The organism is Enterococcus sp. DIV0174 (assembly GCF_050529065.1).
Classification (GTDB): domain Bacteria; phylum Bacillota; class Bacilli; order Lactobacillales; family Enterococcaceae; genus Enterococcus_B; species Enterococcus_B thailandicus.
The window spans coordinates 2,015,516-2,029,166 of the sequence record NZ_CP172881.1; the positions used below are offsets into that span (position 1 = coordinate 2,015,516).

The window sequence follows — 13,651 nt, forward strand, 5'->3', positions numbered from 1 at the left end:
TTAAGATTTCCGACCAAATCTGTTTATCATGTCATTCATAGAACTATTTTTTAAAGATTTTTTTTCGTTAACATCAAAATATTCTCTAATTCGTACTGTTGTATTTTTTATTTGTTCATCAGTCATTTTTTCTAGTTCTCTACACATTCTAGCTAATAGCGCTGTTCTACTTTTATATAAATAATCTTTTAACATTGTTAGATGAATAAAGTCTGTAAAATTCCGAATGTCTTTATTGTTTGGAAATATCTCTTTTGAAAGAATAATTGCTGTAGTAATTCCATATAGCAACAATTTTTGTTTATCAATGGCTAAACGAGAATCTAATTTTAATACCTCGTTTTTTAGTAATTTTTCTGGAATCATTTTTCCTCACCTTTCATTTGATGAACTCTATATTCAAATTCAGAAACCAAAGTATTTAAATTAGATATACTTTTTTTGTGAAGGTTATCTAAAATAAAATAATTTGGCTTCTTCTTTAAAGTAGGGTTATACTCAAACTTTTCATTAAAAAAGTAAAGATTAAAATTTGATAATGAATCATTGCTTTTAATAGAATTTATTATATTACTGTTTTCTTCCTCTGAAAAAAAGTTAAACGGGTTGAAAATTACTCCTAAATTCTCAAGTGTTTTAGATTGAAATTTTCTTTTATCCGTTTCCTTAATTTTCTTAACAACCTCTTCAAGTAAGGAAATCCCTAAAACTGAATAAGCATCCAATCCAACAGGAACAACATAATAGTCGCTTGCATTTAGAGCTGCCGTGGTATAAAAAGAGTAAGTTGGAGGGCAATCTATAAAAACATAGTCATACTGATTTGTAATGGCATTCTCCAAAAAAAAGTTATCTAAAGCATTTTCCTGTGCTGCTCCTCCAAGAGCTCGCTCTAAAAAAATTGTCGATAGTTCGCCTGGAATAATATCAAAATCATCCATTTTTAAAATCACATCATCTAAAGTTGGCCTAGTAGGATTATTTCCAAATAGCTTGCCTATTGATTTACTAGTTCTTTTTATCTTATTTTTTCTTTTTCTAGAGTCTCTATTTTTTTCTGCTTCAGGTAAATTCTTGTATAAGTCATCAGTCATATAATTACATTTAGTAAAAATGGATTGTGTAAGGTTCGATTGTGGATCAATATCTACAAATAAAACTTTTTTCTCATTTTTTGCTAATGCATAACCTATCTCTTTACATAAAGCTGTTTTACCGACGCCACCTTTCATATTTAAAAAAGATATTACTGTTCCGACCATGATGCAATACTCCTTTCAAAAAAAATTTTATCATTATAAATTGTAACAACTTATATCAATAAATGAAAGCTATCCCAAAATAAAACTTTAAATTTTATACTTTATACTTTAGTATGTACTGCCCCTCAATAAGGGGCTATTTTTATCGTTTAGGAATATTCAAATACCAGCGAGAATCGTGAAAATCTTGTGCTCCACCTTGCGTATTTCCTTTTGAATCGTTGGTTGCACGCATCATAACATAGACTTTTTTATTTGGGAATCTACGCATATTGAATGAAATATGATAGCCAACGTTTCCGTTTGTGCCATATGATGAGTTTACGTCTGGACGTGAAACGCCATTCGCTTTTACACGAGATAGTTCTTTACCTGTGTTGTAGTCCATAATAAAAATGTACTCGTATTTGTAATTAGCTACGTGCCAGCCTGCAACATGCAAGTTAGCATTTTCGATTTCACCGAACTGGTCAATGTGAGCATGGTTTGTTCCATCTGTTAGCGTGCTATTACCTGCACCCGCCCTTGTTGGGTCAATGACTGGTTCTGCAGGTGATGTTGTAGGATTGTCATTTTCTGAACTAAATCCATGAACAAGGTCGTTTGCTAGCTTAGTTTTTGAGACACCCATCTCAGAAAGATAGCCGTATGGATCACTGTGATCTCCCCAAATATTTTGAGTTACCCATAAATGAGACTTAATTCCAGATTGATTATAAGGTGTATCCAACGTTAGTGGAATTCCATATTTTTTAGCAGAATCTCTTGCTAGTTCAACATATGCCTTGTAGTTTTTTTCAAATGTGTTTTTGTCGTGAGTATGTTGCAACTCGATTTGCACTGGACTATTTGCATTGGCATATGAACCAGCTCCATATTGAACATAACCAGGTTGTCCAACTTGGTAAACAATACCACCATCGCCCACAATATAAGCTGTGTAAGCATTGTACCAAGAACGTTTCATATATTGTGCTTCATTTCGACCTGTTGCAGTTTCGTTGGCCGTTTCATGAAGCAAAATATACCGATTGTTTGCTAGTTGTGAACTACCTTCGTTTGCTGACAAACTGAACTCATTATTAATTGAGTAAGCAAATGCGTTTACAGGTAATAAAAAAAGAGCTGTAACAGCTCCAAACAAAAATTTCTTTTTCATGTAGTACCTCCTATTTATTCGAATTGTATGCAGAAACACCAGTAACAACACCTAAGAAAGTAGCAATCGCATTAATGGTTAAAACTGCCATGTCGGCTCCTTGCCAGCCATACGCTTTCCCCAATGTTGCGACTAAAACAGAGGCTGCAGGTAATACCGTCAGCACGCCCCACTTGATTACGTTGTAATATTTGTCTGGTAAAATCATAAAACTATCCTCCTATAATTTTGTTAAAAAATAGCCAATAATAGTGATACCGAGACCTATCATGTAGCCCCATGACCACTTGTTATTAGCCTTCATTTCTCTAATATCATCAGCATTGTTCAAAGCAATAGAATAAGCTTTTTCAGCTTGATCTTTTGCACTGTCTGCTTTTTCTCTTAGAGCCTCGTAGTTGTCAAGTTTAGTTTCAATACGAACCAAACGTTCGACAACATCTTGTACTGCTTCATCTTTCACCTACTCACCAACTCCCATAAGAAAAAGACGTACTCAATTGAGCACGTCCCTTACATTTTATTTGCTAATAATTTGTTCCGCTTCTTCTTCAGTAATGCAGGTTGGAACAAATTCTTGTACTTGTTCATCTGTAAAACAGCCCCAATCATACATCATCTTGACATCATCAAAACTAAACATATTACTCGCCTCCTTCGGTCGGATTTAATTGTTGCTTAATTAACTCAATGTCTTTGCTATTTTGTAATGAAGCAAGCATTGTTTTTGAATTGATTTGAGCTAGACTTTCTGATTTTGCTTTAAGTTCCGCATTCTCTTGTTTGATTGCAAGATCATTTAGCATAAGTTTCGCGTTTAATTGACTTAAACTATCCGCTTTTTCTTTTAATTCTTCATTTTCTTTTTGTAGCACAGGATAAAGAGCTGTTAAGTTGTCTAATTTCTCTTTATCCAATCCGTTGATAATTTCTTTCCATCGCCCTTCTGATGGAATAAAAAACTGATCTTCTAATTCGATTTCTTCAAGTGGTGGCACATCCGTAAACGGCACCTGGATTGGAAAATCGTCTGCTACTTCGTACTCTTTACCACCTGTCCGACCATATTGCCAAACCCTTATCATCTTATTTCCCCCTTATCACTAAATAATTTCCATGACGTGGAAATGAATAATTTGTCCTGAGATTAATTCTTTACCGCTTTCCATTGATAAACCAAGAGAAATCTGTGTTCCTGCTTTGATTTCCATGTATCTTGAAAAAGCAACATTATGTCTGTACCAAAGAGTTCCCTCAGTGGCTGCGCCCACGCCATATCCTGTGCCAATGTATTGAGTTTGCTCCTCATTGTTCCAAACATCAATGTACGCCCATTTCCCAGCCGAACCTCCTAGCTCAAGTACTGCAACTCCATCGACAAACAACTTACAATCTCTTAAAACTTCCGCTTTCGTTTGATCAGAATTCCATTTCAAAGGATTACTTTTCATTTTTCTTCCATATTGCTTGCCAGCAGTTGTCGCTTCCTTTCCCACAGGCAATCGACCTTTGTCAGCTATTTTTTTAATTGAGACAGCTTGAACATACCACGCTTCAAAAGGTAGTTCGTTGTCAGCAAGAATAGATACCCCCTTGATCGTTGGTGCTTCTAAGAAATTTTTAACGCCTCCAACCGACTGAGGTTCTGTAGTATTAACTGTATTAGAATCATTCATTGCAGTTTTCCAAGGAAGTACTGAACCGTTTCTAACAATTCTATAAACCATCGTTTGAGCTGTCGTATTAGCAATTAATGTTTGCGTCGCATTATTTACATCTATACCTGCACCAATCAGCATAAAAACACCGACATTTTGCAATGTTGGAGGTAACTGACTATAGTCTTCCATCGTTTGACTATCTGCTGTCGATAAATAGTACCAACCAGTGTAAAGACGCGCGAATTCTTCGTAACTTTTTGGCTTAGGGCTTAAACTACTCAAACGAACGACGGCGCCGTCATCACCTGTCAGTTTATGCATTTGTGCATCGTCTTGCGAAACAACTTTACGCCATTTAGTTGGTGTGTAGCCATCAGCCTTTTTCTGAATGACACGCCAATAAGTCACCGGTGGTTGTGATACTCCATCAGTAACATTACTGGTAATTCGTTGTAAAAAATTGTTAATTGTTGCATTTGGTATATTTTCTACAAAAACACCATAAATAAATTCTGGCGGTAATTGAGTAAAATCAGACATTGCTTTACTTTCGTTTGTGGTTAAATAATAAATTCCTGTGTTCTCGCTTAATTCAAGATAACTAGTTGCTTGTTTTCCGGTAGTGGTTGCTTCAGCAATTCGATGTGCTGCACCTTGATAATAGCTACTCGATAGCATCGTGCTGTTTGTCTGCGCATATTCTGACCAAGGGTTCCACGTAACAGGAGAAACTGATTCTTGTTTACGATATAAGTGTCGAGTATTAACGACCGCATTTGCCGTATTTCGATACCATTCTTGAACCACTCCTCCACCTGTGTCACCAGGATAGATTGTTATCCAACCAGATCCAGCCATACCAGTTTGTCGGATATAGTGATCCGCAGGAATAAAGGTATTTGATTCTGCACTTGTAATATAGTAAAAGCCTGGTCGCGTCAAATCATCGATGGTGGTTGGACGAGGATTTAAGTCAGCTAAACGCATCGCTCTTCCATCATCAACAGTTAATTTATGTTTCTGAAATGATTTATAATCAAGTGCATCCATTTCTGCTTTAATCGCTTCTAAACGATCAATCACTTCTTCAAATCCTTCAAAATAGTAATCATCTACTTCTTGCGTTGTTACGTCGATTGGACTTCGCTTGATATCAAAAATAAAACGACCTGCCGTATCTAATGACTGATCGTTAGGAAATTCCACATAAATACTACCTTCGATTTTTCCAACATATCCGAGCAGATTATCTTTAATCACGATAGACACAATCCCGTTTACTCGATCTTCAATCGTAGCTAAATAGTCATGACTTCCATAACCGCCCTCAGCAGTATCTGAACGAAATTTCAATCGAATTGGAACGATTGTTCCCTCAGGCAAACTTTGAGCAACGCCGTCCTTCATCAACTTAAAGCGAAGTTTTGCTGTGCTTCTGTCGTGCGACCAAAAAACGACATTTGTCTGAATTGGATTGATTGCTTCTGCTTGAATTTTGATTAAAGACTCATTCAATTTATAAACCATCAGCTCAACACCGTTCCTTTCGCAATGATCAATCCCTGAGCGCTTGCTTTATGTTTTGTTGTTGCAGATAACGTTGACGTTGTCCCGTCGCGAACGGTTCCGTTATCAGCCTCAAACGCAATATTATTTGAAGCTCCAGTGACAGTACTTGAAGCTCTCGTTTCACCGAACAATCGAGAAACGTTGATTTGATTTTGATTTGCAAAATATGAATCATATATATGCATTTTTGACATACCGCCAACATAGCTTGCAGTATGGTCGCTCATGCTTTTAGTATTTTCAGCTACTCTAACTTTGTATAAAGCTAGATACCCTCCCTGCTCGCAACAAAAACTGTACTTACGTCCTTCATAAATAGGCGCATTAGCTTGATCTACAAGTTCTAATCCTTGAGCTTGAAAATAACCAGAACAGTAGAAGAAAGATACAGATCTGACTTTCACAGGCATATCTGATTTTGTCACATCGAGTGTACTTGGACTTTGTATCGTTCGAATAATTATTTTTCCTGCGCTGATTCCTCGAACAAATACATCTTCTAAATATACCCCATCGTCAATCCAAATCGTTGACGTTGATGTGTTAATTAGTGGTATTTGATTTATAGCAATTTGAATTGTTTTAAATGGTTTTTGTTCAGTTCCATCACCAGTTTTATCATTTCCGTTTTTTGTAGAAACATAAATATCCACGTTTGAGCCGCTTCCTGCGTACAAGCCTGCGATTACTTCGTTTAACTGACCAATTTGCTCTTTCTGACTCTCTAATTCTTTTTCAGTGTCAGCTATTTTTTGGTCTGCTAAGTCTTCATGGTAAGTCAGTCTTCCTTGTAATGTAGCAAATTTTTCACCTCTGCTGTTGACTCGTGCGTCCACCACTTCGTTAGGTGAATCTCCCCCAGCGTTTAACACTAAGTTGTCTATTCGACTATTAGTTGCTTCGTTTTGCGAGTCAACCTTCGTTTCTAAGCCATTCAAATAATCAACATTTTGATTAAAAATTTCTTTCCATTCGCTAGAAATTCTATTTTTGACTAATTTTAATAGTCCCAAATCACATCAGTCCTTTCCTAGTTAAATTAGCCAGAATAGCAGTCATTGTTTTTTTCGTATTACTTAATACGATCTCGGGTGGTTTATTAGGCAACGCAGGATATTTTGTAATACCCACCACTTGAATTAATGTATTGATATTTAAAGGTTCGTAAATAAACGAAACCTTATCTCCTTTTTCCAAAGAGATTGCCCAGTTTAAACTTACTGAACCCGAAATATCTGGATAGTCATGAATTGATTGCTTTAAATATTCAAGCATGTTGCCTTGAATGGTATAACGTTCATCTTCAACAGGATCTTGAATCCGAATCCCAAATTGGTTTGAAACAGGACTTGTATAAGTGACTGGTGGGAAATAGTAAGTATCATCTTCTTTTTTCTTGCCTGAGCCACGAATTTGAGTCTTCAAAGCATACGTATCGATATCAAATGAAACATCATCCGTATTGTATTTATAACGAATTTGTTCTTCAGTAACTTGACCAAATTCTGATGACGGATAAAAAACAAGATGCTTGTTGTTAGGGATAACAACAGCACCATAATCTGCTAATATTTGATTGATTAGATTCAAATAATTATCATTCCCAAAATTCTCCTGCTCTTTCTTTAGAAACACATTATTTGGATCGATAACTTCCCAACTAAATCCCCTGCTACCTGCCTTAAAAATATGAGTTAGTAACTCACTAATTGATTTTGTGCCTGTAATAACATTGTATTGTCTTCCATCTTGAATAGTGTAATAAATGTGCGTAGCTGTCACAGCTTTAAATAGTTGTTGACCAACTGCATATCTTCGTAGTTGCTTGATTGAGTACATTTCACCTTCAAATATGACATAACTTTCAAATTCAATCAGCTCAAATGTTGCCTTATTCCTCAAAGTTTTCGGCACTGTAAAAGAAACTTCCCAAGCTTCATTTTGTTGCCAATTAGAAACAAAAGAATCCTTATCAAAGTCGATAAGGATTTCTTCTTTTGTCTCTTCATAATTTCTGATTAAAATATCATTCATGGACTCACCTACTTATACAAGAAATTGAAATCCCAAGACGAGCGTACACGAGTAATATTCTGAATTTCAATCTCATTTATCCCTTCAGCTAAGTTAATCAGCCCATGATTCGTATCAATTCCACAATTAACTCCGTTTAATTTTGGATAGATTCCCTCAATAATCAAAGTCTGGCCTAAATCGGTAGATAGACTAGGATAATAGACGAATCTATCACCTGTGGTTCGATTGAAAACTGTCAAATTCCCTTCAGATTCACCTTCAATTTTTATTTGTAAATAGCTCTCTCTCGGATTGACTTCAAAACTGCCTCCATTAAAAATGTCAAATCGACTCGTATCATGCTGATATTTGTAATCATCAGCTAATAGTCCTTGAGAAAATTGCCATTCATCGCTCAAATCAAAGTTGGATAACGTAGAGCTCAACGACTCTGAACAACCTTTATATACATTAAATGAAATAGAAAAATTTCCCATGTAGAATGCTTTTTTTGATGAGGTAATGCTATCAACGGTGACTAGAAATTTCTTTCCAGGCTCTTTCGAATAAATAAAATAATATTCGGTCTCACGAAAAAACAATTCTCTCAATTCCGTTTCAACAAGTATTAAATCATCTAATGTTTTAGCAAAAAAATCGAAGTCAAATGTGAGTGGAAAAGCATCAAAAGAGTGTGTTGACAATCTTTGTCCTCTTGATCCAGATGAAGAGGTAAATTCATTTTTAGGAACTGGCATTCCCACTTTGATATCGATAATTTTTATTTGATAGTTTTCTAAAAGATTATATAATCCATCGCTAAATTGTAAATAGACGAGTGTTTTATTTTCCAAAACTTAACCCACCTCCCATGTACATTTTTTTGGTTAATTCACTACCACCTCGTTCATCGAAATTCTTGCTGACTTTTTCACCATCAAGAATACTTTCGACGCGCACTGGTCTTTCATTTAATGCTTGAACGATTGTTTCAATATCTTTTTTACTCAACGTTTTGTGCTCATTTCCGCCATTTGAATGTTGATTTGAATAAACTGCTTGATTCGCTTGTACAGCTGGTTTGTATCTTTCTCTTGCAACAATCGCTTTTTGAATCAGCATGTCTGCACTTGGTTTTGCAGGATTGATGTTTATTTCATATGGATAAGCAGGGTCTTCACCAAACATAGCTAACTCTGGACCAAATACTTCTCCCCCATTTGAATAACCGTGTCCGTTACCAATTACCGAAAGCATAGATGATCCGTATCGAGTTTTAGCATAGTTGATTGCAGCTAACATATTATCAAAGCCATTGAAAATATTTCCGTGACCAGGAAATTTAAATGCATTGAACGTTGCTGTAATAGTTTGTAAAAGTCCCTTGGCTAGATCACCACTTATGGAGTTAATATCGGTGTACCCACCTTGAACGGCTCGTTCATTACCACCCGACTCAGTTTCAATTTGCCTTAACCAAGCATTGATATACGAAGCATTAGTTGGCAATCCGTTCATTCGCAAGGCTTCTTTTAATTGGCTAGTCCACCTTGCAACGCCAGAGCCTGTAGGCGAACCTTTTCCGCCACCTTCGCCTGCTTTATAAATATCACCTGAGCCAAGCTTACCTGTAATGTGTAAATGGTCATAGTGATCGTTATCTGGCCAAGGTTCCCATTCACCTGTGGCTGGTTGTCCTGATTGGCCTGTTCTATCTCGAACTTTCCCTTGTGTAATAACATAGCCAACCTTATCAGCAAAGTGTTCAAACACCCAGTTTGCAGGGTCAAAATACTTGCTTGAACCATTCATTCCAGCAGGATAAGCAATATCAATCGCTTGGTGTTTTCCATGGTAGTAAGGGTCTCCTGGTCGGTAACCCGAAGTTATTCCACTCATACCAAATTTGCTTACGGTCTGATTTGCAATATCGACTAAATATTTATAAACATTATCAGCCATTGCTCCATCAAAACTTCCACCAATAGAGCCAAAACTTGCTATTTTATCTTTGATCCAATCCATAACGCCATTCGTTACTTTCTTGACACCACCTGTTGCAATATCAAATACTGGATGAGTAGCATCAAAATTCACATGTTCCGAAATAGCTTTTTTAACAAACTCCACTGGATGTTGAACTGCATCTAAAATATCAGAACCAATGTCTTTTATTCCATTCCACGCAGACTTGAAGAAATCACCTAGATTGCTTACGTTCCCTTTTGAGTACATTGGAATACCAAAAGCTTCAGCAAACGATTTTGTTTGGCTATGATTCAATACTTGAGTACCAGCTTCCGCATGCATCAAAACATTTTTCCCTTTTGGAATTTCCATTCTTCCATCAGGATGTCGAACCAATTCCTCTCCTTCGCCATCGTTAACAAGCATCAACCCACCTTGGTGAATACCACCTGTAGCAAATTTTGCAACATCCTTAGGTTTCCATTCGTCAATTCGAACTGAATCTGGTGCATCAACTTTTTCTAAAACCCAGTTGATACCACCAATTACACCATTCACACCTTTTTTCAAAATATCTATCATGTATTGTGCTGCGGCTTTAACACCATCGCCGATTGCTTCTTTTCCATCTTTAAAAGCTTTGCCGATACGACCAGGGACTTTTTTAACATAGTCAACAATTTCATCGAATTTTTCTTTTGTTTTGTCCTTTAAATCATTCCAATATTTTGTCACACCAGAATAAATCTCTCCTACTTTTTTAACTACTTTTTTGTAGGCGTCCTCTATTGGTTCCACTGTGTAGCGCTTAATTGTATTCCATGCGCTTTTAGTTGTTGATTTGATACGGTCAAAAATTTCAGCTATTTTTTCTTTTAATTTGCTGATGGTTTTAGAGACATTTTCTTTAGCATCGTCAACCGGTTTTTCCATCGAGGATTTTATTTCTCTCCATTTGTGCTTTGTAATATTGACTAAATCAACAAAGAAATCGACTACTTTATCTACTAAGTTACTAATTGTTTTAACGACTTTTTTTCGAACTGAATCCACAGGCTCAATAACATATTCAGTAAATAATTCCATTGATTTTTTTACTGATTTTGATAAAGAATTAAATATTTTTTTTATTGTTGAAGAGATTTTATCGACAACCTTCCCAACTATTTTTCCTGCTTTTTCAAGTTTGTCTTCTACCCATTCAACAACTTCATCGAACCCTTTTTTTATTTTTCTGCCGACTAGTCGTATTGGACCATAGATAAGCCAAAAAATTACCTCTGCAGCTTTCCCAAGTTTCTTCCCCGCTTTTTCTAGGGCTTTTTCTATTTTGCCCATCCATTTTGAAAAAGTTTTAGCTATTTTATCAATCAAATCTGTAATTGCATCGTATGGTGGATCAAGAACTTTCTTTTTAAAAGCTTTCAATCCATCTTTGATAGTATCAAGTAAATCATCTACCCACTTTTTAAACTTCTTATTGTGTTTGTACAATAGAGCAACTGTACCTGCAATTGGATTTAGAATGAATGTTAATACTTCTTTCCAGTCTTCTTTGAAGAAATCGATAATGGAATTAAAAACCTTTTTGATACTTTTTTTGATGCTAGTAACTTTCTCTGTAACCGACTCTTTAAATTCAACAAATCCTTCTGATACATTTTTAAAAAATGATTTTATTTTCTTCAAAGATACCTCTACAAAGTTTTTTACTGCATCAACAATTCCATCTATGAACTCGCGAAATGGCTTGCTTGTTTTATATGCTTTATAAAACGCAAATCCAATTCCTGCAATTGCTGCAGGTATAAGAAAAATTGGACTAGCAAGTAACGCCGTTCCACCAAATATATCAAGCAGTTTCCCAAAAGCTGTAACCACACCAACAATTTTGTTGGCAATAAATAAGGTAGTTAATGCTTTTCCTAAAAGAGCTATTCCTTTTTCGTGTTTTGACAACGCACTTAAGACATCATCAAATCGTTGTAATGGGTCTTTCGTTTTGCCAGTTTCTTTTGAAAGTAAACTAAAATTGCCAGTGAGTTTTTCAATAATATCAAGAACCGTGTCCCACGCAGCACCAAAAAATATTTTAGAAATCTTTTTCAAATTATCAAAGATACTCGATAATTTATCCTGATTATCGTTTAAATAATCTATGCCTTTCAAAATAGAATCAAATAATTTAGTAGTATTGTCTGATATGAAGCTGATGATATCTGTAAGTTTATCTTTACCGATGCCATCAACAATCTCGTTCATTTTAGTAACGATATTCGCTTGGAGGTTACCCATTGCGCCCTCAAAAGTCTTAGTAGACTTTGCAGCTTCTTCAGCTACATCAGTCATACCTAAGTCAACAATCGCTTTACTAAATTCTTCAGCTGATATTTGACCTTCTTCCATCGCGTCACGAAAGTTCCCTGTGAAAGCACCGTTGTTTTTCATCGCTTCTTGCATTTTACCTGATGCACCGGGAATGGCATCAGCCATTTGATTCCAGTTTTCTGTAGTTAGTTTACCTGCACCAGCCGTTTGCGTAAGCATCATTGCTACTGATTTAAATGTTTCAGCATTACCACCTGCCACAGCGTTCAAATTTCCTGCTGCTTCTGTTAGCTCTTGATAATTTGCAATTCCATTCGCTCCTAACTGGGCAGTAGTATTCGAGATATCGGACAATTCATATACTGTGTCATCTGCATATTTTTTTACAAATTTAGCAGCTTCTTTTGTTTCTTTTTCTGTAAAGCCAGCAAATTGCATCGTAGATTTGAATTTATCCATTGCGTCAGATGATTGAGTAGTTTCACCGATCAAATCTGAAAAACTACCTGTTAAAATCTGCAACGCTTGTGAAGAAGCACCAGCAATCGCACCAATTGATAATTTATCTTTCAAGCTGATAAACTTAGATTCGGTTTTTTCAGCAGTATCACCGAGCTCTTTTGTTTCGTTTTTTGCTTGTGAAGCATCTGCGTTAAGTACTGTTTCTTTTTTGTTAGGTATCTTGCTTATACCCTCTTTTGTAGCTTTTATTTTCAGTGATGCCCCGTCATTGTCCGCCTTTAATTCAGTTATTTTGCTTTTCGGTATGCCTTTTAAAAAAGCCTTTGTTTCTTTGACGTCTTTTTCAGCATCCGAATTATCAGCCTTGATTGTGAACTTAACTGGTTTATCAAAAGTTTGATCGACATCTTTTTTTGTTGATTTGGCAATTGTTGTAACTTTTGCGGTCTCAGCTTTAAATGAATCGTCAATTTTTGAACCTGTGTTCATTCCCAATTTTGTTAATACATCATCCACGAAATTAACGTCTGTTTTAAATTTAGGTAAATTTGACAGCATCACGTCAATATTAATTGTTGCATCTGCGCTCAAACACTCACCTCCTTATGATTTGGCTTGTGCTGCTAACATAGAAAACATATCGCCCAACTGGTCATCAAGACTGTTAACTGTTTTTTCAGACTCAAGAGCATAATAATTTTTCAGTTCTAATAAGCTATTTAACTCTTCCCCTTCTAAACCAGCGATACTTCTTGACCGAATCGCTAATATCCGTTGAAATTGAGTATCTTCGCTTAAACCAGACATCAATGCTTTGAAAGTTAGATAATGCATTGAACCTTGCTCATTTAACAAATCGATTTTGTAATCTGCCATAAACGAAGAGTAAATAGCTCCAGCATCTTGTGAGTACGAGTAATTCATATTTGAATCCTGACCAGTCGTTTCTCCTTCACTTCCAACGCTTCCATACGGATTCGATTGAATATAGTCAACTATGTCGTTAATAGCTTGTTGCATTTCTTCAAAAGTGAATGTATCTTCTGCTTTTTTCGAATCGATATAAAACAATTTGAAGCCAAGAATTATTTTTTCTATAGATTCCAAATTTTTATCGTCTATTAGTTCATAGAATCGAATAACTGTGTCAAAAGACAAATCAATTTGATATTCATTACCTGAAATAATCACTGTTGTTTCTGGTTTTCTCGTTAGATCAAACATCT

At 35.8% G+C, this 13,651-nt stretch carries 13 protein-coding genes; all 13 read right to left on the reverse strand.

Annotation, left to right across the window (positions count from 1 at the left end; genetic code table 11):
* Positions 1-366, reverse strand: a complete 366-nt coding sequence (locus tag IGJ93_RS09585; protein ID WP_047936549.1) for a hypothetical protein — start codon at positions 364-366, stop codon at positions 1-3.
* Positions 363-1,262 carry a ParA family protein gene (locus IGJ93_RS09590; RefSeq protein WP_142972318.1) on the reverse strand — a complete coding sequence of 300 codons (900 nt, stop codon included), beginning with the start codon at positions 1,260-1,262 and terminating at the stop codon, positions 363-365. The genes IGJ93_RS09585 and IGJ93_RS09590 overlap by 4 nt, the downstream gene beginning before the upstream one ends.
* 142 nt (positions 1,263-1,404) lie before the next feature.
* Complete coding sequence (locus IGJ93_RS09595) at positions 1,405-2,421, reverse strand: peptidoglycan recognition protein family protein (RefSeq protein WP_430596925.1); 1,017 nt, start codon at positions 2,419-2,421, stop codon at positions 1,405-1,407.
* Between the two features lie 10 nt (positions 2,422-2,431).
* Entirely contained in the window at positions 2,432-2,629 is a 198-nt protein-coding gene (locus tag IGJ93_RS09600; protein ID WP_270346637.1) for a phage holin, read from the reverse strand.
* A 12-nt stretch (positions 2,630-2,641) separates the two neighbouring features.
* Complete coding sequence (locus IGJ93_RS09605) at positions 2,642-2,884, reverse strand: hemolysin XhlA family protein (protein WP_430596926.1); 243 nt, start codon at positions 2,882-2,884, stop codon at positions 2,642-2,644.
* A gap of 57 nt (positions 2,885-2,941) precedes the next feature.
* On the reverse strand, positions 2,942-3,064 hold the full coding sequence (locus IGJ93_RS09610) for an XkdX family protein (RefSeq protein WP_071868296.1): 123 nt from the start codon (positions 3,062-3,064) through the stop codon (positions 2,942-2,944).
* A 1-nt stretch (position 3,065) separates the two neighbouring features.
* Complete coding sequence (locus IGJ93_RS09615; protein WP_067481087.1) at positions 3,066-3,506, reverse strand: hypothetical protein; 441 nt, start codon at positions 3,504-3,506, stop codon at positions 3,066-3,068.
* A gap of 18 nt (positions 3,507-3,524) precedes the next feature.
* Entirely contained in the window at positions 3,525-5,609 is a 2,085-nt protein-coding gene (locus IGJ93_RS09620) for a BppU family phage baseplate upper protein (protein WP_430596927.1), read from the reverse strand.
* Entirely contained in the window at positions 5,609-6,664 is a 1,056-nt protein-coding gene (locus tag IGJ93_RS09625) for a hypothetical protein (RefSeq protein ID WP_430596928.1), read from the reverse strand. Before IGJ93_RS09625 ends, IGJ93_RS09620 begins: the two co-directional genes overlap by 1 nt.
* A gap of 1 nt (position 6,665) precedes the next feature.
* On the reverse strand, positions 6,666-7,685 hold the full coding sequence (locus tag IGJ93_RS09630) for a phage tail protein (RefSeq protein ID WP_420673581.1): 1,020 nt from the start codon (positions 7,683-7,685) through the stop codon (positions 6,666-6,668).
* Positions 7,686-7,693: 8 nt separating this feature from the next.
* The gene (locus tag IGJ93_RS09635) at positions 7,694-8,521 is read right to left on the reverse strand and encodes a phage tail domain-containing protein (protein WP_420673580.1); all 828 of its coding nucleotides are present in this window, start codon (positions 8,519-8,521) and stop codon (positions 7,694-7,696) included.
* The gene (locus IGJ93_RS09640) at positions 8,511-13,016 is read right to left on the reverse strand and encodes a tape measure protein (protein ID WP_430596929.1); all 4,506 of its coding nucleotides are present in this window, start codon (positions 13,014-13,016) and stop codon (positions 8,511-8,513) included. Before IGJ93_RS09640 ends, IGJ93_RS09635 begins: the two co-directional genes overlap by 11 nt.
* A gap of 12 nt (positions 13,017-13,028) precedes the next feature.
* Entirely contained in the window at positions 13,029-13,649 is a 621-nt protein-coding gene (locus IGJ93_RS09645) for a Gp15 family bacteriophage protein (protein ID WP_047929148.1), read from the reverse strand.
* Positions 13,650-13,651: the final 2 nt, after the last annotated feature.

Excerpts from the sequence above, each read along its gene's own strand:
- IGJ93_RS09585 (WP_047936549.1), bottom strand. The coding sequence starts at position 366 with ATGATTCCAGAAAAATTACTAAAAAACGAGGTATTAAAATTAGATTCT.
- IGJ93_RS09590 (WP_142972318.1), bottom strand. The coding sequence starts at position 1,262 with ATGGTCGGAACAGTAATATCTTTTTTAAATATGAAAGGTGGCGTCGGT.
- IGJ93_RS09595 (WP_430596925.1), bottom strand. The coding sequence starts at position 2,421 with ATGAAAAAGAAATTTTTGTTTGGAGCTGTTACAGCTCTTTTTTTATTA.
- IGJ93_RS09600 (WP_270346637.1), bottom strand. The coding sequence starts at position 2,629 with ATGATTTTACCAGACAAATATTACAACGTAATCAAGTGGGGCGTGCTG.
- IGJ93_RS09610 (WP_071868296.1), bottom strand. The coding sequence starts at position 3,064 with ATGTTTAGTTTTGATGATGTCAAGATGATGTATGATTGGGGCTGTTTT.
- IGJ93_RS09615 (WP_067481087.1), bottom strand. The coding sequence starts at position 3,506 with ATGATAAGGGTTTGGCAATATGGTCGGACAGGTGGTAAAGAGTACGAA.
- IGJ93_RS09620 (WP_430596927.1), bottom strand. The coding sequence starts at position 5,609 with ATGGTTTATAAATTGAATGAGTCTTTAATCAAAATTCAAGCAGAAGCA.
- IGJ93_RS09630 (WP_420673581.1), bottom strand. The coding sequence starts at position 7,685 with ATGAATGATATTTTAATCAGAAATTATGAAGAGACAAAAGAAGAAATC.
- IGJ93_RS09645 (WP_047929148.1), bottom strand. The coding sequence starts at position 13,649 with ATGTTTGATCTAACGAGAAAACCAGAAACAACAGTGATTATTTCAGGT.